Source organism: Pseudomonas sp. Irchel s3a10 (assembly GCF_900187525.1).
GTDB lineage: Bacteria > Pseudomonadota > Gammaproteobacteria > Pseudomonadales > Pseudomonadaceae > Aquipseudomonas > Aquipseudomonas koreensis_G.
In genome coordinates, this window is sequence record NZ_FYDR01000012.1 from 31,034 (window position 1) to 56,241 (window position 25,208).

Consider the following 25,208-nt stretch of genomic DNA (forward strand, 5'->3'; position numbering starts at 1 on the left):
TGCAGTCAGGCACGCGCGTTCTCGCCTTGGGTTGGCTCCTGCCATGCCCCTATAATCGGCGCACTTAGTTTGTGGAGCCCGTTATGCCGAATCTACGTCTCGCCGATTTGACCGCCGAAATCGAAGCCAACGTGCGCCGTGCGTTGCTCGAAGACGTCGGCAGCGGCGACATCACCGCGCAACTGATCCCGGCCGAACGTCTGGCCAAAGCCACCATCATCACTCGCGACGACGCGGTTATCTGCGGCACGGCGTGGGTCGACACGGTGTTTCGCCAGCTCGATCCACGCGTCGCGGTGCACTGGCAGGTACGGGACGGCGAACGAGTCAAACCCAATCAGCCGTTGTTTCATCTGGAAGGCCCGGCCCGTTCGTTGCTGACTGGCGAACGCAGTGCGCTGAACTTCCTGCAACTGCTGTCCGGCGTGGCGACGCGCGCGCAGTACCTGGCGGACTTCGTGGCGCAGACCCAGGTCAAGCTGCTGGATACCCGCAAGACCCTGCCGGGCCTGCGTCTGGCGCAGAAATACGCGGTGACCTGCGGCGGTTGCCACAACCACCGCATCGGCCTCTACGACGCGTTCCTGATCAAGGAAAACCACATCGCCGCCAGCGGTGGCATCGCGCAGGCCATCGCCGCCGCGCACAAGATCGCGCCGGGCAAACCGGTGGAAGTCGAAGTGGAGAGCCTGGAAGAACTGAAGGAGGCGCTGACTGCCGGCGCCGACATCATCATGCTCGACGAACTGAGCCTGGATGACATGCGCGAAGCCGTGCGCCTGAATGGCGGCAAGGCCAAACTGGAGGCCAGCGGCGGTATCAACGAAAGCACGCTGCTGCCGATCGCCGAGACTGGAGTGGATTACATCTCGATCGGTGCGATGACCAAGGATGTGAAAGCGGTAGACCTGTCGATGCGCCTCAGCCTCTGAGGCCGTCACGCAATAAAAAACGCCAGCCCGATTGAGGCTGGCGTTTTTTTTCAGACCACCAGATTGTTCATCTCGCAGTACTCGTCCCACTCGACGCCCAACACTTCGGCCGCCTCTTTGTGCAGCTCCAGGCGCTTGGCCTCAAACTCTTCAGGGGTGCTGGTGTACTTGAGCGTCAGCTCCCACGGCTGCAAGCCCTGAGATTCGGCTTCGTCCTCGAATGCCCACTGGATCTGGTCTTTCTGATCATCAGGACTCAGGTCCTTGATCTCTTCTTTCAGGTCCGGGACGTCCTGAATGTATTTTTCCAGCGCTAGTGCGTGACGTTGCTCTTGAGTTAATTCGGTCATGGCGTTCTCGCTGATCGTAAGAATGGAGGATGGATCTGGATCATCAAGGATCTCTCTGACGCGGATTGTCCGGCCTTCGGAACCATTCGGGATCATCTGAAAACTGCTAAGCGATGCTCATGCAGGCACCGAATATAGGACGTTTGCATGACGAATTACACGGCTCTTTACATCTCTCGCACAAAAACTTTGACCTGGGAGACATAAATCGCGGGATTGCGCGAGGGGATGGTGCCCGAGACAGGAATCGAACCTGCGACCTTCGCGTTACGAGTGCGCTGCTCTACCGGCTGAGCTACACGGGCGGTGGGCTAAACCTAGCACCGGTCTCGGGCTGCGGCAAATTTGAGCGTGTTTCTGCTGATTATCACTTGTGGCGAGGGAGCTTGCTCCCGCTGGGTTGCGGAGCGACCCCAGGCTTTCTGAGGCTGATGTTTTTTTACGACTGCTGCGCAGCCGAGCGGGAGCAAGCTCCCTCGCCACAAATGCGTTTATGGCAGACAAAAAAATGCCCCGCCGTTTTCACGGCGGGGCATTTTTATTGCGCTAAGGCTGTGGGGTGATTAAACGCCCGAAGCCTTGGCCGCTGCCACGTCTTTGATGGACAGCTTGATACGGCCGCGGTTGTCCACGTCCAGTACCAGCACTTCCACTTCCTGGCCTTCTTTCAGGATGTCGGTGACTTTCTCTACGCGAGCGTCGCTCAGCATCGAGATGTGTACCAGACCGTCCTTGCCCGGCAGGATGTTGACGAATGCGCCGAAGTCGACGATGCGCTCAACCTTGCCGACGTAGATCTTGCCGATCTCGGCTTCTGCAGTGATGCTCAGAACGCGCTGACGAGCAGCTTCTGCGGCATCCTTGGTTTCGCCAAAGATCTTGATCGAACCGTCGTCTTCGATGTCGATCGAAGCCTTGGTTTCTTCGCAGATCGCACGGATGGTCGCGCCACCTTTACCGATAACGTCACGGATCTTGTCGGTGTCGATCTTCATCGCGATCATGGTCGGAGCGTTGGCCGACAGTTCGGTACGCGACTGGCCAATGATCTGGTTCATCTGGCCGAGGATGTTCAGGCGCGCTTCCAGGGCTTGGCCCAGAGCGATTTCCATGATCTCTTCGGTGATGCCCTTGATCTTGATGTCCATCTGCAGCGCAGTAACGCCTTTGGCGGTACCGGCTACTTTGAAGTCCATGTCGCCCAGGTGGTCTTCGTCACCGAGGATGTCGGTCAGGACGGCGAACTTCTCGCCTTCTTTAACCAGACCCATGGCGATACCGGCAACCGGTGCCTTCATTGGAACACCAGCGTCCATCAGGGCCAGGGAAGCGCCGCAAACGGAAGCCATCGAGCTCGAACCGTTGGATTCGGTGATTTCCGAAACCACACGGATGGTGTACGGGAACACGTCAGCGGCCGGCAGCATGGCCGAAACCGAACGACGGGCCAGACGGCCGTGACCGATTTCACGACGACCAGCGCCACCCATGCGACCACACTCGCCCACCGAGAACGGAGGGAAGTTGTAGTGCAGCATGAACGGGTCTTTTTTCTCGCCTTCCAGGGTGTCCAGCAGCTGTGCGTCGCGGGCAGTACCCAGGGTCGCAACGACCAGAGCCTGGGTTTCGCCACGGGTGAACAGCGCCGAACCGTGAGTCTTCGGCAGAACGCCGACTTCGATGTTCAGCGGACGTACGGTGCGGGTGTCGCGACCGTCGATACGTGGCTTGCCGTTAACGATGTTTTCGCGAACGGTGCGGTATTCGATTTCGCCGAAAGCGGCTTTGACGTCAGCAGCCGAAGGCTGGCCTTCTTCGCCGGACAGCTTGGCAACGACCTGGTCTTTCAGTTCGCCCAGACGTGCGTAGCGGTCAGCCTTGACAGTGATGGTGTAAGCCTGGGAGATCGCTTCGCCGAACTCGGCACGGATCGCGCCCAGCAGTTCGGTGGCTTCTGGAGCAGGAGCCCAGGTCCAGGTTGGCTTGGCAGCTTCAGCGGCCAGTTCTTTGACGGCGTTGATCACCACCTGGAACTCGTCGTGAGCAAACAGTACCGCGCCCAGCATCTGGTCTTCGGTCAGCTCTTTGGCTTCCGATTCAACCATCAGTACGGCGTCGGAAGTACCGGCAACGACCATGTCCAGGCTCGAAGCAGCTTGCTGCTCGTAGGTCGGGTTCAGCAGGTAGCCGGTGCTTTCGTGGAACGCTACACGGGCGGCGCCGATCGGGCCGTCGAAAGGAATGCCCGAGATGGCCAGGGCAGCCGAGGTACCGATCATCGCAGCGATGTCCGGATCGGTCTTCTTGCTGGTGGAAACGACGGTGCAGACAACCTGCACTTCGTTCATGAAACCTTCCGGGAACAGCGGACGGATCGGACGGTCGATCAGTCGGGAAGTCAGGGTTTCTTTCTCGGAAGGACGGCCTTCACGCTTGAAGAAACCGCCAGGGATCTTACCGGCAGCGTAAGTCTTTTCCTGGTAGTGAACGGACAGAGGGAAGAAGCCCTTGCCTGGATCGGCTTGCTTGGCACCGACTACGGTCACCAATACGCTGACGTCGTCGTCAACGGTGACCAATACTGCGCCGGAGGCCTGACGGGCGATACGGCCAGTCTCGAGGGTAACGGTCGACTGACCGAACTGGAATTTTTTGATTACCGGGTTCACGGTGTCCTACCTTCTTTGTGGCTCTTGGGGGAACTGGTTTCTTGCGAAATTCTTGGGCAATGTCGGGAATCGGCCCGCTGACTGTCCGGGTAAAACGGTAGTGCAGATAAAACTTGAGGCTGGGAGCCTGCCAGCCACCAGCGGAAAACCGCTGATGCCTGACAGACAACCAACCTCATAGCGCAATCGCTGATTAGCGACGCAGACCCAGGCGGCCGATCAGAGCGCTGTAACGGCTCAGATCTTTGCCTTTCAGGTAGTCCAGCAGCTTGCGACGCTGGTTTACCATGCGGATCAGACCACGACGGGAGTGGTGGTCTTTACCGTTGGCCTTGAAGTGACCTTGCAGTTTGTTGATGTTGGCGGTCAGCAGTGCAACTTGCACTTCTGGCGAACCAGTATCACCAACAGCTTGCTGGTAGTCGGCAACGATTTGAGCTTTTTCTTGAACGTCGAGAGCCATGAGGCAATCCTTTTATCAGGAAACTGTTTCAAAAACAGTTTCAACAGGCCAGGGACAAATCCCTGTATCTATAAATGAGTAGTGACCGTGCCTGTTGACAGCCACACTCGCCGGCCTGCTGTTACACAGACCGGTTTCCGGTCATTCTGACCGAATCAGTCGACGCGGCGCGATGCGCCCGTCTTCGCTCACTTCACCGATACCGATGAAGCGACCATTGTGATCCTGTACCCGTACCATGCCGAACTTCGGAGCATCCGGGGCGCGTACCGGCTGGCCGTTGAGCCAGTAGAACGCACTCGCTTCGGAGAAGTGCAGCAGCGGCCAATCCTGCAAACCGCTGTCCGATGGCATCAGGAAGCGGTCGACCGCTTCGTTGCCGCCTTCGGCATGTACCGCTTCCAGCTCTTCGAGGGTCACGGTCTGCGCCAGGGTGAAAGGCCCGGCCTGGGTACGACGCAGTTCCGCGACGTACGCACCACAACCGAGTTGCTCACCGATATCCTCCACCAAGGTGCGAATATAGGTGCCCTTGCTGCAATCCACCGCAAGACGCGCAGTATCGCCTTCGAAGGCCAGCAATTCCAAGCGCGCAATAGTAACAGAACGCGGTTCGCGCTCCACTACTTCGCCTGCACGGGCCAGCTTGTACAGCGGCTGACCGTCACGCTTGAGTGCCGAGTACATCGGCGGTATCTGACTGATTTGCCCACGAAATTTCGGCAGAACCGCCTCGACATCGGCGCGACCAACGGTCACCGGACGCTCCTGCAAAACCTCACCCTCGGCGTCCGCCGTGGTGGTGGTCTTGCCCAGTTGCGCGAGGGTTTCGTAACCCTTGTCGGAATCGAGCAGGTATTGCGAGAACTTCGTTGCCTCGCCAAAGCACAGCGGCAATACACCGGTGGCCAACGGGTCGAGACTGCCGGTGTGACCGGCTTTCTCGGCGTTGAGCAACCAGCGAACCTTCTGCAACGCGGCGTTGGAGGTGAACCCCAGCGGCTTGTCGAGCAGGATGATACCGCTGACGTTACGACGGATACGTTTGACCTGAGCCACCGAATTACTCCTTGGTGTCTTCAGGTGCAGCGGCCAGGTGCTGATTGTCCTCAGCCACGGCACGCTCGATCAGGGCCGACAGGTGCGCGCCACGCACGACGCTTTCGTCGTAGTGGAAATGCAATTGCGGCACGCTGCGCAGCTTCATTTCACGGGCCAGTTGCATGCGCAGGAAACCTGCGGCAGCGTTGAGCACCTTGATGCTTTGCGCGATGTCTTCGGCGTTGTCCTGCCCCATCACGGTGATGAAGATCTTCGCGTGACCAACGTCACGGCTGACTTCCACAGCAGTAATGGTGACCAGGCCGACGCGCGGGTCTTTGACTTCACGACGGATCAGTTGGGCCAGCTCACGCTGCATCTGATCGCCGATACGTTGGGTACGGCTGTATTCTTTTGCCATGATTTTGTTACCTGTTACTGCCCCACGGTGAAACCCGCAAGGTCTGAAAGCGGCAAACGCCCGGCCTGACAAAAGCCAGACCGGGCGTTGCGTTTAGAGTCCTGACGCCGTGGCGCGCATCTGCATGCGGCGGCCCGGCGTGGCCCTTGAAGTGCGCGAGTCAGAGGCTGCGAGCAACCTGAACCTTCTCGAAGACTTCGATCTTGTCACCGACTTTGACGTCGTTGTAGCTCTTCACGCCGATACCGCATTCCATGCCGGCACGTACTTCGGAAGCGTCATCCTTGAAGCGGCGCAGGGATTCCAGCTCGCCTTCGAAGATAACGATGTCTTCACGCAGTACACGGATCGGACGGTTACGGAACACAACACCTTCGATCACCATGCAACCGGCGATCGCGCCAAACTTCGGCGAACGGAACACGTCGCGCACTTCGGCCACGCCCAGGATGTTCTCGCGAACATCGCTGCCGAGCATGCCGGTCAGGGCTTTCTTGACGTCTTCGATGATGTCGTAGATCACGTTGTAGTAACGCATGTCCAGACCTTCCTGCTCGACGATCTTCCGTGCGCCAGCATCGGCACGCACGTTGAAGCCGAACAGTACAGCGTTGGAAGCCAGTGCCAGGTTAGCGTCGGATTCGGTGATACCACCGACACCGCCACCGACCACGCGCACTTGCACTTCGTCGTTGCCCAGGCCGTTCAGAGCGCCCTGCAAAGCTTCCAGCGAACCACGGACGTCGGATTTGAGGACGATGTTGAGCGTCTTCTTCTCTTCCTGGCCCATGTTTTCGAAGATGTTTTCCAGCTTGCCGGCGTGAGCGCGAGCCAGTTTGACTTCGCGGAACTTGCCTTGACGGAACAGAGCCACTTCACGGGCTTTCTTCTCGTCGGCAACCACGCTCATCTCGTCGCCAGCGTCCGGCGTACCGTCAAGACCCAGGATCTCGACCGGAATGGCCGGACCTGCTTCCTTGATCGGCTTGCCGTTCTCGTCGAGCATGGCGCGCACGCGGCCATAGTTCGAGCCGACCAGCACCATGTCGCCTTGACGCAGCGTACCGTCCTGAACCAGCACGGTGGCCACCGGGCCACGGCCCTTGTCCAGACGCGATTCAACGACAACACCACGGCCAGGAGCCGATGGAGTAGCAGTCAGTTCGAGCACTTCGGCCTGCAGCAGAACGGCTTCAAGCAGTTCGTCAACGCCGGTACCCATTTTCGCCGAAACCGGTACGAATGGAGTGTCGCCGCCCCACTCTTCGGAAGTCACGCCGTGAACCGACAGTTCGCTGCGGATGCGATCGAGGTCAGCACCTGGCTTGTCGATCTTGTTCACTGCAACCACCAGAGGAACGCCAGCCGCCTGAGCGTGCTGAACAGCCTCGATGGTTTGCGGCATCACGCCGTCGTCCGCCGCAACCACCAGGATCACGATGTCGGTCGCCTTGGCACCACGGGCACGCATTGCGGTAAACGCAGCGTGACCCGGGGTGTCGAGGAACGTCACCATGCCACGGTCGGTTTCAACGTGGTAGGCGCCGATGTGCTGGGTAATGCCGCCAGCTTCGCCCGCTGCCACCTTGGCACGACGGATGTAGTCGAGCAGGGAAGTCTTACCGTGGTCAACGTGGCCCATTACGGTCACGACTGGCGCACGGGAAACTGCCTCACCTTCAAACTTCAGGGACTCGGCCAGGGAATCTTCCAGGGCGGTGTCGCTGACCAGGGTCACTTTGTGGCCCAGTTCTTCAGCTACCAGTTGAGCAGTTTCCTGATCGAGTACCTGGTTGATGGTCGCTGGAGTGCCCAGTTTGAACATGAACTTGATGATTTCAGCAGCCTTGACCGACATCTGCTGAGCGAGATCGCCAACAGTGATGGTCTCGCCGATCTTCACTTCACGCACGACAGGACCGGTAGGGTTCTGGAAACCGTGAGCGTTGCGTTTTTTCAGCTTGGCCTTGCCGCGACCACCACGACGGAAGCCATCGCTTTCTTCGTCGGTAGTGCGTGGCGCCACACGTGGAGCCGGCGCTTTTTCTTTGACCGATGCGCGATGCGGAGCGTTTTTGCGCTCGCCATCGCCACCACCGCCGCGACGATTGTTATCGTCGGCACGTGGCTTGTCCGGACGGCGCTGTTCGTCACGCTTGCGAGTGTCGGCAGCTGGCGCAGCAGCAACCGGCGCGGCGTCGCGCACAGGTTCAGCGACTGGCGCAGGTGCTGCAACAGCTTCGGCAGGAGCGGACGGCGCAGCAGCAGGCTGGCGACGCGCTTCTTCTTCAGCGCGCTGCTTGGCTTCTTCTTCAGCCTTCTGACGGGCAGCATTTTCTACTGCGCGACGCTCTTCCAGTTCACGCTTGCGCTCGGCTTCGATTTCTTCCGGGCTACGCTGTACGAAAACTTTCTTTTTGCGAACTTCAACGCTGATGCTCTTGCTACCAGCCACACGCAGGGTGCTGGTGGTTTTACGCTGCAGCGTGATCTTGCGTGGTTCTTCCACTTTCGCCTTGTGGCTGCTCTTCAAGTGAGTCAGCAGGGATTGCTTCTCACTGTCAGTCACATTTTCTTCGGCGGCGGTGTGCGGCAGACCTGCCTCACGCATCTGCTGCAACAGGCGCTCTACCGGTGTTTTGACCTCATCGGCCAGTTGTTTCACCGTGACTTGCGTCATGCACTTCTCTCCTCAGGCCGCGCCTAATTACTCGAACCAGTGGGCTCGGGCGGCCATGATCAACTTGCCGGCACGATCATCGTCAATGCCGTCGATGTCGAGCAGGTCGTCAATAGACTGCTCGGCCAGGTCTTCGCGGGTAATTACGCCGCGCACCGCCAGTTCCATCGCCAAATCCTTGTCCATACCCTCAAGCGAGAGCAGGTCTTCGGCCGGATGGGCGTCTGCCAGCTTTTCCTCAGTAGCGATGGCTTTGGTCAACAAACGATCCTTGGCACGAGCGCGAAGCTCGTTGACGATATCTTCGTCAAAGCCGTCGATGTTGAGCATTTCTTCCAACGGTACGTAGGCAATCTCTTCCAGGCTGGTGAAGCCTTCATCTACCAGCACCTGAGCCAGTTCTTCGTCGACTTCCAGCTCGTCGATGAAGTTGCGCAGGATGTCGCCGGTTTCTGCTTGCTGCTTAGCCTGGATGTCCGATTCGGTCATCACGTTCAGGGTCCAGCCAGTCAACTGGCTCGCCAGACGCACGTTCTGACCACCTCGACCGATGGCCTGAGCCAGATTGTCTGCGCCAACGGCGATGTCCATTGCATGGGCATCTTCGTCAACGATAATGGCCGCCACTTCTGCCGGCGACATGGCATTGATCACGAACTGCGCCGGGTTATCGTCCCACAGGACGATATCGACACGCTCGCCACCCAACTCGCCCGACACGGCCTGGACGCGCGAACCGCGCATACCGATGCACGCGCCCTGCGGGTCGATGCGTTTGTCCTTGGAACGGACAGCGATCTTGGCACGCGAACCCGGATCACGGGACGCCGCCATGACTTCGATCAGGCCTTCAGCGATTTCCGGCACTTCGATACGGAACAGCTCGATCAGCATTTCCGGCGCGGTACGCGACAGGATCAGCTGCGGGCCGCGGTTCTCGGTGCGGATTTCCTTGAGCAGTGCACGCAGACGCACACCGACACGGAAGGTTTCGCGAGAAATAATGTCTTCACGGGCCAGCAACGCTTCAGCGTTGTTGCCCAGATCGACGATCACGTTGTCGCGGGTGACTTTCTTCACGGTGCCGGAGATGATTTCTCCCAGGCGCTCGCGATAGGCGTCGACCACTTGAGCGCGCTCGGCTTCACGCACTTTCTGCACAATGACCTGTTTGGCGGTCTGTGCAGCAATGCGGCCGAACTCGATGGATTCGATCTTTTCTTCGACGACGTCGCCGACCTTGGCACCCGGGTGCGTTTCGGCAACCTTGCTTGGCCAGGTTTCGATCGCAGGATCGTCGAGATCGTTCTCTTCGACGACTGTCCAGCGACGGAAAGTCTCATAGGAACCGGTGTGGCGGTTAATTTCCACACGCAGGTCAACTTCGTCTTCAAAACGCTTTTTGGTAGCAGTGGCCAGAGCCAGCTCCAGCGCTTCAAAAATCACGCTTGCCGGTACGCCCTTTTCATTGGATACCGACTCAACAACCAGCAGTACTTCTTTGCTCATCGTACGCCTCGCCTTTCGCAAGCCATTGGATCCGCGGGATCCGCGTCTCAGTCAAAACTGGGAATAATGTTGGCCTTGTCGATCATATCGATCGGCAACAGGAATTCATGGTCTTCTACCTGCACCACGACATCCTGTTCTTCTACACCGCGCAGAAGGCCCTGAAAGTTGCGTCGACCTTCAAAAGGCGAGCGCAGCTTGATCTTCACTTGTTCACCGGCAAATTTTGCAAACTGCTCAAGAGTGAACAGTGGGCGTTCCATGCCAGGCGAGGAAACTTCGAGGGTGTATTCAACGGAGATCGGATCTTCAACATCCAGGACACCGCTGATCTGACGGCTGACAATGGCGCAATCGTCCACCAGCACGCCACCCTCTTTATCGATATAAACACGCAACATCGAGTGACGACCTTGAGCCGAAAACTCGATACCCCAGCATTCATAGCCTAGGGCCACGACCACCGGGGCCAACAAGGCCTGCAACTCTTCTAGCTTGCTCGACACCTGAACCCCCTCGTGCATGTAAATGCATGCGCTGCAAAATAAAAAAATGGGCGAAACGCCCATCCTTGAAACGCCGTCGAACATCGGCGTAGAAAGTGTCCAGCTAACAAAAAGCCCCTGAAAAGGGGCTCCTTAAACTGGTTGCGGGGGCCGGATTTGAACCGACGACCTTCGGGTTATGAGCCCGACGAGCTACCAGACTGCTCCACCCCGCGACAAAGCTGGGGCGGAAGTATACGACCGATCCCTTATAGGGTCAATGTAACCTTCCACCTGCAAGAAAGCCCGCAACAGCGGGCTCTCCTGACTAATTGGTACCGAGAAGGGGACTCGAACCCCTACACCCTATGGGCACAACCACCTCAAGGTTGCGTGTCTACCAATTCCACCACCTCGGCAAAACTACGTTTGAAACCCTTCTTACTTCTGCTCTTGAGCTGGAGGTACGTCAGTCGCTGGAGTAGCCGACTTTTGCTCTTGAAGCACCGGGACATCATCAGAAGCCGGTTGTTGTTGCTTAGGCACTTCCAACACTGCTGGATCTGGCAAACCTGCTTGAGTCAGCTGATGAGCCTTCTCTTTAGCAAAGTAACCTAACCCCAAGCTGGTTATGAAGAAACCGGCGGCAAGTATAGCAGTAAACTTACTAAGAAAGGTAGAGGAACCTTGGCTTCCGAACACAGTATTTGAAGCACCTGCTCCGAAAGACGCGCCAGCGTCCGCACCTTTACCCTGCTGCAGCAAAACCAGAGCAACTACGCCCAATGCACCCAGCAGATGAAAAACGACTACGACTGTTTCCAGCATTTTTTCAGTTTCCCGCGGCGCGACAAATCGCACCGAACTCATCTGCATTCAGGGAAGCTCCACCAATGAGCCCCCCATCGATATCCGGCATGCCGAACAGTTCGGCCGCATTGGCCGCCTTCACGCTGCCGCCGTATAGAAGCCGCACACCTCGTGCGACTTCAGAATTCTCTGCCGCCAATTGCTCGCGGATGGCTTTGTGCACATCCTGAGCCTGTTGCGGCGTTGCAGTCAGCCCGGTACCAATGGCCCAGACAGGCTCGTAAGCAATGACTGCCTTGGCAAAGGCACCTACACCCAGCTCCTCGATGATGCTGCCCAGCTGACGCCCGACAACTTCAAGAGTTTTTCCGGCTTCGCGCTGCTCGAGGGTTTCCCCTACACACAACACCGGAATCAAGCCACATGCCTGTGCCGCTGCGAACTTGCGATTCAGCATCCCGTCTCGCTCGCCCATTATCTGGCGGCGTTCGGAGTGCCCGACAAGTACCAGGGAACAACCTGCATCCACCAACTGACTCGGTGCAATTTCACCGGTCAATGCACCTTGCATGGATTCCACCGCAGAATTCTGCGCACCGACCGAAATCGATTTACCTTTCAAGCCATCAATCACTTGATTGATATGCAAGCAAGGCGGGAATACCGCGACATCAACACCGCTTGGCAAGGCCAGATGACGAAGGCCGTTTATCAGCTCAGCGACGCTGGCGCGGGTACCGTGCATCTTCCAGTTACCAGCTACCATAGGGCGACGCATGCTGTACCTCGTCGGTCAAAGTGGGCGCAGATGTTACCCAACACAATCATGGCTGGCAAGCCGTATCAGGCAGAAACTTCACTTACCAGTTTTGCCAGTTCTTCGGCGTAGCTGCGAACCTGAGCTTCATCCTCGCCTTCGACCATCACACGCACCAACGGCTCTGTACCGGACTTGCGCAGAAGCACCCGACCACGACCGGCCATTGCCTGGGTTACACGCGCACTGGCTTCCTTGACAGCAGGATGCTCCAGCGGGCTTTCGCCACCGCCGAAACGCACGTTGATCAACACCTGAGGACACTTACGCAAAGCCTGACGCGTTTGCGCAAGACCTTCATTGCGCGCTCTCAATGCCATCAGCACCTGCAGCGCAGCAATGATCGCATCACCGGTGGTGGTGTGATTGAAGCAGACGATATGCCCCGAGTTTTCACCACCTACCAGCCAGTTGCGCTCCAGCAGCTCGGCGATCACATAACGGTCACCGACATTGGCACGAATGAATGGAATCGAGAGCTCTGCCAGAGCGAGCTCCAAACCGAGGTTGCTCATCAGGGTACCGACTACACCACCCTGCAACTTGCCACGCTCGTGCAGGTCGCGGGCAATAATGAACAGCAATTCGTCGCCATCGACGATGGCACCCGTGTGATCGACCATCAGCACCCGATCACCATCACCGTCAAAGGCGATACCCAGATCAGCGTGCTCCGCCAGAACAGCGGCCTGCAGCTGCCCCATATGAGTCGAACCGCAGTTGTCATTGATATTCAGACCATTAGGCTGGGCCGACAGGACAACCACTTCAGCACCCAACTCACGGAACACACTCGGAGCAACCTTGTAGGTCGCACCGTGTGCACAGTCGATCACGATCTTCATACCGGAAAAACTGGTACCGGTCGGCACACTGCTTTTGCAGAATTCGATGTAACGACCGGAAGCGTCGTTAATGCGCGAGACTTTGCCGATCTTGCTCGACTCAACCACTGTCATAGGGGCGTCGAGCAATTCTTCGATCATCAGCTCCAGCTCATCAGGCAGCTTGGTGCCCTTGCCGGAGAAGAACTTGATGCCGTTATCGTCGTGCGGGTTGTGCGAAGCACTGATCACGATCCCGGCCTCAGCCTGGAACGTGCGCGACAGATAGGCAATCGCCGGCGTTGGCATCGGACCGAGCAGCATCACGTCCGCACCAGCCGAGGTCAGGCCTGCTTCAAGCGCCGATTCGAACATGTAGCCAGAGATGCGCGTGTCCTTGCCGACCAGCACCTTGCAGGCGCCCATCTTGCGAAAGGCCATACCTGCCGCCCAGCCGAGCTTGAGCATGAAGTCCGGAGTGATCGGATATTCACCGACGCGACCACGAATACCGTCAGTACCAAAGTATTTCTTGCTCATAAGTGCTCCATCATTCTTATTCGGCTGATTCCACGGCTGCGAGCATACGCACCACATCTACCGTTTCCGCCACATCATGGACGCGCAATATACGCGCTCCGTTAATCGATGCCAGTGCCGCGAGAGCCAGACCGCCATGCAGACGCTCGCCCACGGGGCGGTTCAAAGCCTGGCCAATCATGCTTTTGCGCGAGACGCCGACCAACAGCGGACGCCCCAGCACATGCAGGGCTTGCATGTGCTTGAACAAACTCAAGTTGTGCTGCAGAGTTTTCGCGAAACCGAAACCGGGATCAAGAATGATCCGCTCGGCAGGAATACCCGCCGCCGCACATTGAGCCATGCGCTCTGCCAGAAACTCACCCACTTCCCGGGTAACGTCCTGATAATGCGGATTGTCCTGCATGTCACCCGGCTCGCCGAGCATGTGCATCAGGCAGACCGGCAACCCGGTGGCCGCAGCCGCATCCAGCGCGCCATCGCGGCGCAGCGAGCGCACATCATTGATCAACCCGGCACCCAGGCGCGCCGTTTCGCGCATCACCGCAGGTGTCGAAGTATCAACCGAGATGACCACATCCAGCTCGCGATTGATCAGCTCCACGACCGGAGCTACGCGCTCCAGCTCCTCCAGCGGCGAAACCGCTCGAGCGCCAGGCCGGGTCGATTCACCGCCGACATCGATCAGCGTCGCACCAGCAGCCACCATGGCTTCGGCGTGACGCAAGGCCACGTCGAGCTGGTTGTACCGGCCGCCGTCGGAAAAGGAATCGGGAGTGACATTGAGAATGCCCATGACGTGCGTCCGGGCCAAATCAAGAACCCGGTTGCCGCAAGGCAACCGGGTCAGGGACTGTACAGAAGTCATTTCAAACCTTAAACGTCAGCAGCCGGACCGCCGATCGGTGTTTCCGGACGCTCATCCTGGATCACCGGAGGCGGAGGCGTACCCGTGCCACCAGTCCAGTCACGCGGCTCACGAGGCGTTCGACCAGCCATGATGTCATCGATCTGCTCGGCATCGATGGTTTCGTACTTCATCAGAGCATCAGCCATGGCATCGAGCTTGTCACGGTTGTCCGTGAGGATCTGCTTGGCCGTGCCGTAGCACTGATCAATGATGCTGCGCACTTCGGAGTCGATCAGCTTGGCTGTCTCACCGGAGAAGCTTGCGGCCTGACCGCCACCACCGCGACCGAGGAACACTTCGCCCTCTTCTTCCGCGTACATCAGCGGACCGAGTTTTTCCGACAGGCCCCACTTGGTCACCATGTTCCGCGCAATCTGACTGGCACGCATGATGTCGTTGGACGCGCCGGTGGTCACACCATCGAAACCGAGGGTCATTTCTTCGGCGATACGGCCACCGTACAGCGAGCAGATCTGACTGATCAGCGCACGCTTGGACAGACTGTAGCGATCCTCTTCCGGCAGGAACATGGTCACACCCAGCGCACGACCACGCGGAATGATCGAGACCTTGTAGACTGGATCATGCTCAGGCACGACGCGACCGACGATGGCGTGGCCCGCTTCGTGATAAGCGGTGTTCTGCTTCTCTTTCTCGGACATGACCATGGATTTGCGCTCGGCGCCCATCATGATCTTGTCCTTGGCCAGTTCGAACTCTTTCATTTCAACGATGCGCTTGCCGCTACGTGCAGCGAACAGCGACGCTTCGTTGACAAGATTGGCCAAGTCGGCACCGGAGAAGCCCGGGGTACCACGTGCGATAACGGCCGGAGCAACGTCGTCACCCATTGGCACCTTGCGCATGTGAACCTTGAGGATCTGCTCGCGACCACGGATGTCCGGCAGGCCTACAACTACCTGACGGTCGAAACGGCCCGGACGCAACAGCGCAGGGTCGAGAACATCAGGGCGGTTGGTGGCAGCGATCACAATGATGCCGTCATTCATTTCAAAGCCGTCCATCTCCACCAGCAACTGGTTGAGAGTCTGCTCACGCTCGTCGTGACCGCCGCCCATGCCGGCGCCACGGTGGCGACCGACGGCGTCGATTTCGTCGATGAAGATGATGCACGGGGCGTGCTTCTTTGCCTGCTCGAACATGTCGCGAACGCGGCTTGCACCAACACCCACGAACATTTCAACGAAATCGGAGCCGGAGATGGTGAAGAACGGCACCTTCGCTTCGCCGGCAATCGCCTTGGCCAGCAAGGTTTTACCGGTACCCGGAGGACCGACCATTAATACGCCGCGAGGAATACGGCCACCCAGGCGCTGGAACTTGCCCGGATCACGCAGGAACTCAACCAGCTCGCCGACTTCTTCCTTGGCTTCGTCGCAACCGGCAACGTCAGCCAAAGTGGTTTTCACCTGATCTTCGGAGAGCAGGCGTGCCTTGCTCTTGCCGAAGCTCATTGGCCCGCCCTTGCCGCCGGCACCGCCCTGCATCTGGCGCATGAAGAACATGAACACCGCGATGATCACCAGGATCGGGAAGCTGGCCACCAGGAGCTGAGTCCAGATGCTTTGCTGTTCAGGCTGCTTGCCTTCAACCACAACGTGATTGTCGACCAGGTCGCCGATCAGGCCGTTGTCCTGGATCGCCGGGCGAATGGTCTTGAAGCTGTCGCCATCGTTGCGCTTGCCGGTAATCACATAGCCATCAACAGCTACGCGCTCGACCTTGCCATCCTTGACCTGCTGGATGAAGTCGGAATAGTTGAGGGTCTGCGGCTCGTTAGGGCTGGAGAAGTTGTTCATCACCGTCACGAGGACTGCCGCGATGATCAACCACAGGATCAGATTCTTTGCCATATCGTTCAATTAACTACCCTCTGAAGCAAGCTCCGCTACTGGCGCGCGCTTCGCATGATATTCACCGGCCTAACTTACTACATTACCTACAACTCTGGCAGGCGCCGTCTGTAACCCTTTGTGAAACACTTTCTACACAATATTCGCTTATGCACGCAGGGCAAAATACGAAAAACCTATCGCCCCGCCAAAAAACCTCGTTTTACTCGTTACCACCGCGGTAACCCCAGGCCAGCATATATTGCTCGCGGGAGCTGCCACGGGAAGAATCCGGCTTGATCATCTGGATCTTGTCGAATTTCTTGCGAGCATCCTTCAGGTAAACATCAAACCCTTCGCCCTGAAAAATCTTGATCACGAAATTGCCACCCGGTTTGAGTATCCGTTCCGCCAGATCAAGCGCCAGTTCGCATAGGAACATGGCTTTCGGCATATCCACTTCAGGCGTACCACTCATATTGGGGGCCATATCGGAAATCACAAGGTCCACCTGCGAATTACCCACAGCCTCAAGAATCCGCGCAAGCACTTCATCCTCGGTGAAGTCACCCTGGATGAATGTCACGTCCGGAATGCTGTCCATTTCCAGAATGTCCGAAGCGATCAGACGCCCCTGACCACCAATCAGCCGGCTAGTAACCTGCGACCACCCGCCGGGCGCCGCGCCCAGGTCGACAACGCTCATGCCGGAACGGATCAGCTTGTATTTCTCCTGGATCTCCAGAAGCTTGTAACTCGCACGCGAGCGGTAGCCATCCTTCTGCGCCTGCTTCACATAAGGATCGTTGACATGTCGTTTCAGCCAACCAAGGCTTGTCTTGGAACGCGCCATTGGGCACCTCGATGATTAGGGTCGTGATTAATTGGGCGGATCCACGAACCCTCGGGTAAAATGGCCGCCATTTTACAGAATCCAGACGAAAGGGTCAGATTATGCCGCTCACTCCAGAGCAGAAGAAACAGTACAAATCCATTGGCCACCACCTGAAACCGGTTTTGACGGTGGCGGACAACGGTCTGACTGAAGGTGTATTAGCCGAACTTGAACGCGCCCTGGCGGATCACGAGCTGATCAAGATCAAGCTCAACATCCTCGATCGCGAGTCGCGCCTGGCGCACATTGCAGAGCTGTGCAAGGTCGGCAAGGCTGACCTGGTTCAGGTCATCGGCAAGATGGCACTGGTTTATCGCAAGAACTTCAGCGTCAACAAGCAGCTGTCGAACGTTCATCGCTTCAAGTGATGAAAGGGGTCAGGGGTGTGCTTCGCGCACCCTGCCACTCCATCCCGGCAGCGGCTGCAACACCAGCACCACACCGGAGAAGCCCAACACCAGAAAACTGAATTCCTGCCAGCGCTGCGCTTGCGGCCAGCCGACACGCACTGCGACAAACATCGCACATGCATACAACGCCATCAGCAACACCTGCCCGCGAAAATCCCGCCATAAACTGCCAAGGCCATCGGCCTGTACCAGCACCAAAGCCTGAAAAATCACGCATGCCGCGGCAAAACCCGCCACCGGCACTTCGAATGCATCGGCAACTTCATCGATCAGCAACGGCGCCAGGCCAATCTTGCCCAACACCGGTCGCAAACCAAGATGAATCAACCAGAAGCCGCCGACCCACAACATCTGGGTCAGCTGCCAAAGCATGGCGCCCGCACGTAGCGGGCGCCTGCCTTCAGATGTGACGGACTTCGACAATCTCGTACTCGATAACGCCGCTTGGCGTTTTCACGGCAACCACATCACCCTCTTCCTTGCCGATCAAGGCACGGGCCAATGGTGAGCCGACCGAAATCTTGCCGAGTTTGAAGTCAGCCTCATCCTCACCCACGATGTGGTAAGTGACGCTCTCATCAGTCTCGACGTTGGCGATTTCGACGGTAGTACCGAAGATCACTTTGCCGGTGTGCGGGATGGTCGTGACGTCGATGATGACCTGATTCTGAATCCGGCCTTCGATGTCACGGATCCGCGCCTCGACCATGCCTTGCTGTTCGCGCGCGGCATGGTACTCAGCGTTTTCCTTCAGGTCACCCAACTCACGGGCCGTACCAATGTCCTGGCTGAGCTTCGGACGAACGACCTTGGTCAGATGAGCGTGTTCTTCTTCCAGGGCTTTCGCGCCCTGGACGGTCATTGGATATTTGATCATGCCTTCAATCCTGCGTGTAGATCCTGCAAGCGGCGCACGGTCTTCTCGGGACCGAACTTCAGCGCTTCACAGATAGCTTCGCCCGCAGCAATGGTGGTGGTGCAGTAGATCTTGTGCTGCAGGGCATTACGACGAATGGAGTAGGAATCAGCGATCGACTGACGGCCTTCGGTGGTGTTGATGATCAGGGTGACTTCGTCATTCTTGATCATGTCGACCACGTGCGGACGACCCTCGGTCACCTTGTTCACACGGCGCACTTTCAGGCCTGCGGCTTCGATCAGCTTGGCAGTACCGGCAGTGGCGACCACTTCGAAGCCCAAGTTGATCAGATCACGGGCCACGCCTGCAACCAGCGGCTTGTCATCGTCACGCACGCTGATGAACGCGGTACCGCCGGTCGGCAGCACTTCGCTGGCGCCCATCTGGGCCTTGGCGAATGCTTCACCGAAGGTGTCGCCGACGCCCATCACTTCACCGGTGGACTTCATCTCTGGGCCGAGGATCGGGTCAACGCCAGGGAATTTGGCGAACGGGAACACGGCCTCTTTCACGCTGTAGAAGTTCGGGATGATTTCCTTGGTGAAGCCGATTTCCTTCAGGGTCTTACCGGCCATCACGCGAGCAGCGATCATTGCCAGGGAAACACCGATGCACTTGGACACGAACGGTACGGTACGGGAAGCGCGCGGGTTGACTTCGATGACGTAGATGTCTTCGCCCTGCAGCGCCAGTTGCACGTTCATCAGACCTACAACGCCCAGCTCCAGAGCCATTTTCTTGACCTGTTCGCGCATCTCGTCCTGGATGTGCGCCGGCAGCGAGTACGGCGGCAGCGAGCATGCGGAGTCACCGGAGTGAACGCCCGCCTGTTCGATGTGCTGCATGATCGCGCCGATCACCACGTCTTTGCCGTCGCAGACCGCATCCACGTCCATCTCGATGGCGCAGTTGAGGAAGTGGTCGAGCAGCACCGGGCTGTCGTTGGACACTTGCACCGCATCACGCAGGTAGCGCTTGAGTTCGTCTTCCTTGTAAACGATTTCCATCGCGCGGCCGCCCAGTACGTAGGACGGGCGCACCACCAGCGGATAACCGATTTTCGCGGCAGCGCGAACAGCTTCGTCCTCGCTGCGCACGGTGGCGTTTGGCGGCTGACGCAGGTTCAGGCGCTCGACCATTTGCTGGAAGCGCTCACGGTCTTCGGCGCGGTCGATGGCGTCAGGGCTGGTACCGATGATTGGCACGCCAGCGGCTTCCAGGGCACGCGCCAGTTTCAGCGGAGTCTGCCCGCCGTATTGGACGATCACGCCTTTTGGCTTCTCGACGCGGCAGATTTCCAGTACGTCTTCCAGGGTTACCGGCTCAAAGTACAGACGGTCGGAAGTGTCGTAGTCGGTGGAAACGGTTTCCGGGTTGCAGTTGACCATGATGGTTTCGTAGCCGTCTTCGCGCAGTGCGAGGGCGGCGTGTACGCAGCAGTAGTCGAACTCGATGCCCTGGCCGATTCGGTTCGGACCGCCACCCAGAATCATGATCTTGTCGCGACCGGACGGTGCGGCTTCGCACTCTTCCTCGTATGTCGAGTACAGATAAGCAGTGTCGGTGGCGAACTCGGCAGCGCAGGTGTCAACACGCTTGTAAACCGGGAACACTTCCAGTTTTTGACGGTGAGTACGCAGGTTCTTCTCGGTCACACCCAGCAGCTTGGCCAAACGCTGATCAGAGAAGCCTTTGCGCTTGAGCTTGAACATCAGGTCGCGGTCGATGGCGGACAGACCGAGGGTCTTGACCTTCTCTTCTTCCTTGATCAGATCTTCGATCTGCACCAGGAACCACGGGTCGATCATGTTCATGCCGAAGATGTCTTCGACGGTCAGACCAGCACGGAACGCGTCCGCCACGTACCAGATACGCTCGGCGCCCGGCACGGTCAGTTCGCGCTTGAGGATGCTCATGCTTTCCGGGTTGCTCAGGTCGAGCTTCTCGTCCAGACCACAAACGCCGACTTCCAGACCGCGCAGGGCTTTCTGCAGGGATTCCTGGAAAGTACGGCCGATGGCCATGACTTCACCCACCGACTTCATCTGGGTGGTCAAGCGTGCGTCAGCCTTGGCGAATTTCTCGAAGGCGAAACGAGGCAGCTTGGTCACAACGTAGTCGATCGACGGCTCGAAGGACGCCGGAGTCTTGCCGCCAGTGATGTCGTTCGACAGTTCGTCGAGGGTGTAGCCCACAGCCAGCTTGGCCGCGACTTTGGCGATCGGGAAACCGGTGGCTTTCGAAGCCAGTGCCGAGGAACGCGATACACGCGGGTTCATCTCGATCACGACCATGCGGCCGGTGTCCGGGCAGATACCGAACTGCACGTTCGAACCGCCGGTCTCGACGCCGATCTCGCGCAGTACCGCCAGCGAGGCGTTACGCAGGATCTGGTATTCCTTGTCGGTCAGGGTCTGTGCCGGAGCAACGGTGATCGAGTCACCGGTGTGCACGCCCATCGGGTCGAAGTTCTCGATCGAGCAGACGATGATGCAGTTGTCCTTTTTGTCGCGGACAACTTCCATCTCATATTCTTTCCAGCCGATCAGCGATTCGTCGATCAGCAGCTCTTTGGTCGGCGACAGGTCCAGACCGCGGGCGCAGATTTCTTCGAACTCTTCACGGTTGTACGCGATACCGCCACCGGTGCCGCCCATGGTGAAGGACGGACGGATGATGCACGGGAAACCCAGACGCTCGAGGACGGCGTTGGCTTCTTCCATGCTGTGGGCGATACCGGAACGCGGGCATTCCAGACCGATGGATTTCATGGCCTTGTCGAAACGCGAGCGGTCTTCAGCCTTGTCGATGGTGTCGGCGTTGGCGCCGATCATTTCCACGCCGAACTTTTCCAGAACGCCTTCGCGCTCCAGATCCAGGGCGCAGTTCAGTGCAGTCTGGCCGCCCATGGTTGGCAGCACTGCATCCGGACGCTCTTTTTCGATGATCTTGGCCACGGTCTGCCATTTGATCGGCTCGATGTACGTGGCGTCAGCCATGTCCGGGTCGGTCATGATGGTGGCCGGGTTGGAGTTCACCAGGATGACGCGGTAACCCTCTTCGCGCAGGGCTTTGCAGGCCTGGGCGCCGGAGTAGTCGAATTCGCAGGCCTGGCCGATAACGATCGGGCCAGCGCCGAGAATCAGGATGCTTTTAATGTCTGTACGTTTTGGCATGGGTTTGTCACTCAAATCCGCAGGTCAGTCGGCAAGCCGTCTTGATCGATTTCTGAAGCCCTGAGGGGCGCCACCGGTGTCGGGGCCGCCCTCGAGGGCTTCTCGCTACAGTCTCAAGGCGAACGCTTAGCGTCGCTTGGCCATCTCGTTGATGAAGCGGTCGAACAGGGGCGCCACATCGTTCGGGCCCGGGCTCGCTTCAGGGTGGCCCTGGAAGCTGAACGCGCTCTTGTCGGTGCGCTCGATGCCTTGCAGGGTGCCGTCGAACAGCGATTTGTGGATCGCACGCACGTTGGCCGGCAGGGTCGCTTCGTCAACCGCGAAACCGTGGTTCTGGCTGGTGATCATTACGACGCCAGTGTCCAGATCCTGTACCGGGTGGTTGGCACCGTGGTGGCCGTGACCCATTTTCAGGGTCTTGGCGCCGGAGGCCAGAGCCAGCAGCTGGTGACCGAGGCAGATACCGAAGACCGGAATTTCGGTTTCCAGCACTTCCTTGATCGCCTTGATCGCGTAGTCGCAAGGCTCGGGGTCACCAGGGCCGTTGGACAGGAACACGCCGTCCGGCTTGAGTGCCAGCACGTCGGCAGCCGGGGTTTGCGCCGGCACCACGGTGACGCGGCAGCCGCGCTCGACCAGCATGCGCAGAATGTTCAGTTTGACGCCGTAGTCGTAGGCAACCACGTGATATGGCAGCTCGGACGCTTCGATGGTCGCGTGACTGTCGGTCTTCAAGTCCCAGACACTGGAGCGCCATTCGTACTTTTCCTTGGTGCTGACGACTTTCGCCAGATCCATGCCCTTCAGGCCCGGGAAGCCTTGCGCGGCAGCGATTGCAGCTTCTTCGGAGATGTTGTCGCCGGCCATGATGCAGCCGTTCTGTGCGCCTTTTTCACGCAGGATACGGGTCAGGCGACGGGTGTCGATACCAGCGATTGCCACAACGTTGTTGGCTTTCAGGTAGTCGGACAGGGACATCGTGTTACGCCAGTTGCTCGCTACCAGCGGCAGGTCACGGATGACCAGGCCAGCGGACCATACGCGGTCGGACTCGGCATCTTCCGGCGTGGTGCCGGTGTTGCCGATGTGCGGGTAAGTCAGGGTAACGATCTGTTGGGCGTAGGAAGGATCGGTAAGGATTTCCTGATAGCCGGTCATTGCGGTGTTGAACACCACCTCACCAACGGTTTGACCGTCGGCTCCAATGGCTTCGCCGCGAAAAATGCTGCCATCAGCAAGGGCGAGTATGGCTGGCTTAGTCAAGAAGACCTCCCGTAAATAACGCATGAAAGGGCAATCGCAGGTTGTAAAAAAGCGGAGTGACGTATGGACACGTCACCCCGCTTCTTCACTGAATTATTCTGCGCGCTTTTAGTGGACACACTAAAGCTGTAGCTTACAGAAAAAGGCTTTTTTGGTCCACCGCTAAAGAGCCTAAAAGGCCGGAGAATGCGACAGGGCGTCGCGCGGCGTAGAAAAACCAGCGCAAACCGGGCGTTTGCGCTGGGTAAAAGCAGTCAATCAATGCAGCTCGAGCACGTCCTGCATGTCATACAGACCCGGCTCGCGAGCATCCAGCCACAACGCCGCACGCACTGCGCCCTTGGCGAATGTCATGCGACTGGAAGCCTTATGCGTGATCTCCAGGCGCTCGCCCTCACAGGCGAACAGCACGGTGTGATCGCCGACCACATCACCACCACGCACGGTAGCGAAACCGATGGTTTCCCGCTCTCGCGCGCCGGTATGGCCTTCACGACCATAGACCGCAACCTTCTGCAGATCACGATCCAGCGCATCGGCGATCACTTCACCCATGCGCAGGGCAGTGCCCGAAGGCGCATCGATCTTGTGCCGGTGATGCGCTTCGATGATCTCGATGTCGGCATCATCGCCCAGCACCCGGGCAGTCATTTCGAGCAGCTTCAGCGACAGGTTGACCCCGACGCTGAAGTTGGCCGCGAACACGATCGGAATATCCTTGCCCGCCTCGGCCAGCAGTTGCTTCTGCGCAGCGTCGAGACCGGTGGTGCCGATGACCATGGCCTTGCCGGCCTTGCGGCAAAACGCGAGGTTTTTCAGCATGACTTCCGGCAGGGTGAAGTCGATCAGCACATCAAACTCTTCAGCTACCGACTCGAGGTTGCCGGACAACGGCACACCGATGCGACCCAGCGAAGCCAGCTCACCGGCGTCCACTCCGATCAGCGTACTGCCGGGACGAACGATCGCCGCGGTCAGACCGGTCAGCGGCGCGCGCTGTTGCACGGCCTCGACCAGAATCTTGCCCATGCGCCCAGCGGCGCCCATCACAGCTATACGTCGCATGCCGACTCCTTACAGATCGCCGAAGAAGCGCTTCACACCGTCGAACCAACCGGTGGTTTTCGGCGAGTGGCTGTTGTCGTCCGCAAGCGAGCTGCGGAATTCTTCGAGCAATTCGCGTTGACGACGATTCAGATTGACCGGGGTCTCGACCGCTACACGGCACATCAGATCGCCCGCACCACCGCCACGCACCGGCGCCACGCCTTTGCCGCGCACACGGAACTGCTTGCCGGTCTGGGTGCCCTCAGGGATTTTCAGTTTGACGCGACCGTCGAGGGTCGGGATTTCCAGCTCGCCGCCGAGCGCCGCATCAACGAAGCTGATCGGCACTTCGCAGAATAGATGTTTGCCATCGCGCTGGAAGATGTCGTGCTCGCGCACGTTGATCACCACGTACAGGTCGCCAGTCGGGCCGCCCTGGGTGCCCGCCTCGCCCTCGCCAGACAGACGAATGCGGTCGCCGGTATCAACGCCAGCCGGCACTTTGACCGACAGGGTTTTGTACTCTTCGACGCGACCGTCGCCGTGGCAGGAGTCGCACGGATCGGAAATGATCTTGCCTTGGCCATGGCAACGCGGGCAGGTCTGCTGCACCGAGAAGAAGCCCTGCTGCATGCGCACCTGACCGATGCCGCCGCAGGTCGGGCAGGTTGATGGCGACGAGCCCTTCTTCGCGCCGGAACCGTCGCATGGCTTGCAGTTGACCAGTGTCGGAACGCGGATATTCACGGTAGTGCCGCGCACCGCTTCTTCCAGATTCAGCTCCAAGGTGTAGCGCAGATCGCTGCCACGCTGGGCGCCGCCACGGGAACCGCCGCGACCGCCACCGAAGAAGTCACTGAAGACATCGCCAAAGATGTCGGAGAAATTCTGCCCACCGAAACCGGCGCCACCGCCACCCATGCTTGGGTCGACGCCAGCATGACCGTACTGGTCGTACGCCGCGCGCTTGCTCGAATCGGACAATACTTCGTAGGCCTCGTTGGCCTCTTTGAACAGTTCTTCCGACGCTTTGTCATCGGGATTACGGTCCGGGTGATGCTTCATCGCCAGACGACGATAGGCCTTCTTCAGGTCTGCATCGCTTGAACCACGCTCTACACCCAATACTTCGTAATAGTCACGCTTTGCCATAAGTCTTTTGCACTCTTGAGGACGTTCGGCAAACCCCTCCTG

At 58.5% G+C, this 25,208-nt stretch carries 22 protein-coding genes and 3 tRNA genes; 2 read left to right on the plus strand and 23 right to left on the minus strand.

The features are described from left to right. Positions 1–83: 83 nt before the first annotated feature. The gene (nadC, locus tag CKW11_RS24980) at positions 84–932 is read left to right on the plus strand and encodes a carboxylating nicotinate-nucleotide diphosphorylase (protein ID WP_095139818.1); all 849 of its coding nucleotides are present in this window, start codon (positions 84–86) and stop codon (positions 930–932) included. 50 nt (positions 933–982) lie between these two features. Here the strand turns inward: nadC and CKW11_RS24985 are convergent, their stop codons facing one another. The 17 genes from CKW11_RS24985 to rlmE all read right to left on the minus strand — a co-directional run bounded on the left by CKW11_RS24985 (position 983) and on the right by rlmE (position 17,157). Beyond that, entirely contained in the window at positions 983–1,282 is a 300-nt protein-coding gene (locus CKW11_RS24985; protein ID WP_095139819.1) for a DUF6388 family protein, read from the minus strand. A gap of 229 nt (positions 1,283–1,511) precedes the next feature. Further along, positions 1,512–1,587 (minus strand) — tRNA-Thr (locus tag CKW11_RS24990). Between the two features lie 258 nt (positions 1,588–1,845). Then, entirely contained in the window at positions 1,846–3,951 is a 2,106-nt protein-coding gene (gene pnp, locus CKW11_RS24995; protein ID WP_007961443.1) for a polyribonucleotide nucleotidyltransferase, read from the minus strand. A gap of 193 nt (positions 3,952–4,144) precedes the next feature. After that, positions 4,145–4,414 (minus strand): 30S ribosomal protein S15, encoded by a 270-nt coding sequence (gene rpsO, locus CKW11_RS25000; RefSeq protein ID WP_003221553.1) that lies wholly within the window; start codon positions 4,412–4,414, stop codon positions 4,145–4,147. A 141-nt stretch (positions 4,415–4,555) separates the two neighbouring features. Then, positions 4,556–5,473, minus strand: coding sequence for a tRNA pseudouridine(55) synthase TruB (gene truB / locus CKW11_RS25005; protein WP_024011571.1), 918 nt, complete (start codon positions 5,471–5,473; stop codon positions 4,556–4,558). Positions 5,474–5,477: 4 nt separating this feature from the next. Further along, entirely contained in the window at positions 5,478–5,876 is a 399-nt protein-coding gene (gene rbfA / locus CKW11_RS25010) for a 30S ribosome-binding factor RbfA (protein WP_003221549.1), read from the minus strand. 160 nt (positions 5,877–6,036) lie between these two features. Then, positions 6,037–8,556: a translation initiation factor IF-2 gene (gene infB, locus CKW11_RS25015; protein ID WP_095139820.1), complete on the minus strand. Its 2,520-nt coding sequence runs from the start codon at positions 8,554–8,556 to the stop codon at positions 6,037–6,039. A gap of 27 nt (positions 8,557–8,583) precedes the next feature. Further along, a complete protein-coding gene (gene nusA, locus CKW11_RS25020) occupies positions 8,584–10,065 on the minus strand; it encodes a transcription termination factor NusA (protein WP_003221546.1) in 1,482 nt (493 codons plus the stop codon). Between the two features lie 47 nt (positions 10,066–10,112). Further along, positions 10,113–10,571, minus strand: coding sequence for a ribosome maturation factor RimP (gene rimP, locus CKW11_RS25025; protein ID WP_007973115.1), 459 nt, complete (start codon positions 10,569–10,571; stop codon positions 10,113–10,115). Positions 10,572–10,709: 138 nt separating this feature from the next. Continuing rightward, a tRNA-Met gene (locus CKW11_RS25030) sits at positions 10,710–10,786 on the minus strand. Positions 10,787–10,883: 97 nt separating this feature from the next. After that, positions 10,884–10,969: transfer RNA gene (locus CKW11_RS25035), tRNA-Leu, on the minus strand. Positions 10,970–10,991: 22 nt separating this feature from the next. Next, entirely contained in the window at positions 10,992–11,378 is a 387-nt protein-coding gene (gene secG / locus CKW11_RS25040; protein ID WP_027610782.1) for a preprotein translocase subunit SecG, read from the minus strand. 4 nt (positions 11,379–11,382) lie between these two features. Beyond that, positions 11,383–12,138, minus strand: coding sequence for a triose-phosphate isomerase (tpiA, locus tag CKW11_RS25045; RefSeq protein WP_095139821.1), 756 nt, complete (start codon positions 12,136–12,138; stop codon positions 11,383–11,385). A 65-nt stretch (positions 12,139–12,203) separates the two neighbouring features. Next, complete coding sequence (glmM, locus tag CKW11_RS25050) at positions 12,204–13,541, minus strand: phosphoglucosamine mutase (RefSeq protein WP_095139822.1); 1,338 nt, start codon at positions 13,539–13,541, stop codon at positions 12,204–12,206. 16 nt (positions 13,542–13,557) lie between these two features. Then, the gene (folP, locus tag CKW11_RS25055) at positions 13,558–14,409 is read right to left on the minus strand and encodes a dihydropteroate synthase (protein WP_095139823.1); all 852 of its coding nucleotides are present in this window, start codon (positions 14,407–14,409) and stop codon (positions 13,558–13,560) included. An 8-nt stretch (positions 14,410–14,417) separates the two neighbouring features. Beyond that, positions 14,418–16,325, minus strand: a complete 1,908-nt coding sequence (ftsH, locus tag CKW11_RS25060) for an ATP-dependent zinc metalloprotease FtsH (protein WP_045122149.1) — start codon at positions 16,323–16,325, stop codon at positions 14,418–14,420. Between the two features lie 202 nt (positions 16,326–16,527). Then, positions 16,528–17,157 carry a 23S rRNA (uridine(2552)-2'-O)-methyltransferase RlmE gene (gene rlmE, locus CKW11_RS25065; RefSeq protein ID WP_003221536.1) on the minus strand — a complete coding sequence of 210 codons (630 nt, stop codon included), beginning with the start codon at positions 17,155–17,157 and terminating at the stop codon, positions 16,528–16,530. A gap of 101 nt (positions 17,158–17,258) precedes the next feature. Here rlmE and CKW11_RS25070 point away from each other — a divergent pair, with 101 nt between their 5' ends. Further along, the gene (locus tag CKW11_RS25070) at positions 17,259–17,567 is read left to right on the plus strand and encodes a YhbY family RNA-binding protein (protein ID WP_003221534.1); all 309 of its coding nucleotides are present in this window, start codon (positions 17,259–17,261) and stop codon (positions 17,565–17,567) included. Between the two features lie 9 nt (positions 17,568–17,576). Here the strand turns inward: CKW11_RS25070 and CKW11_RS25075 are convergent, their stop codons facing one another. From CKW11_RS25075 to dnaJ, 6 genes are all read right to left on the minus strand, one after another. Continuing rightward, positions 17,577–17,981: an MFS transporter gene (locus tag CKW11_RS25075; RefSeq protein WP_095139824.1), complete on the minus strand. Its 405-nt coding sequence runs from the start codon at positions 17,979–17,981 to the stop codon at positions 17,577–17,579. 28 nt (positions 17,982–18,009) lie between these two features. Beyond that, a complete protein-coding gene (gene greA / locus CKW11_RS25080) occupies positions 18,010–18,486 on the minus strand; it encodes a transcription elongation factor GreA (protein WP_003221530.1) in 477 nt (158 codons plus the stop codon). Then, positions 18,483–21,704, minus strand: coding sequence for a carbamoyl-phosphate synthase large subunit (gene carB, locus CKW11_RS25085; protein WP_086793704.1), 3,222 nt, complete (start codon positions 21,702–21,704; stop codon positions 18,483–18,485). The genes greA and carB overlap by 4 nt, the downstream gene beginning before the upstream one ends. Positions 21,705–21,830: 126 nt before the next feature. Continuing rightward, positions 21,831–22,967 carry a glutamine-hydrolyzing carbamoyl-phosphate synthase small subunit gene (gene carA / locus CKW11_RS25090; RefSeq protein WP_095139825.1) on the minus strand — a complete coding sequence of 379 codons (1,137 nt, stop codon included), beginning with the start codon at positions 22,965–22,967 and terminating at the stop codon, positions 21,831–21,833. Positions 22,968–23,225: 258 nt separating this feature from the next. Beyond that, positions 23,226–24,032 (minus strand): 4-hydroxy-tetrahydrodipicolinate reductase, encoded by an 807-nt coding sequence (gene dapB / locus CKW11_RS25095; protein ID WP_095139826.1) that lies wholly within the window; start codon positions 24,030–24,032, stop codon positions 23,226–23,228. A gap of 9 nt (positions 24,033–24,041) precedes the next feature. After that, a complete protein-coding gene (gene dnaJ, locus CKW11_RS25100) occupies positions 24,042–25,166 on the minus strand; it encodes a molecular chaperone DnaJ (RefSeq protein WP_003221522.1) in 1,125 nt (374 codons plus the stop codon). Positions 25,167–25,208 lie beyond the last annotated feature (42 nt).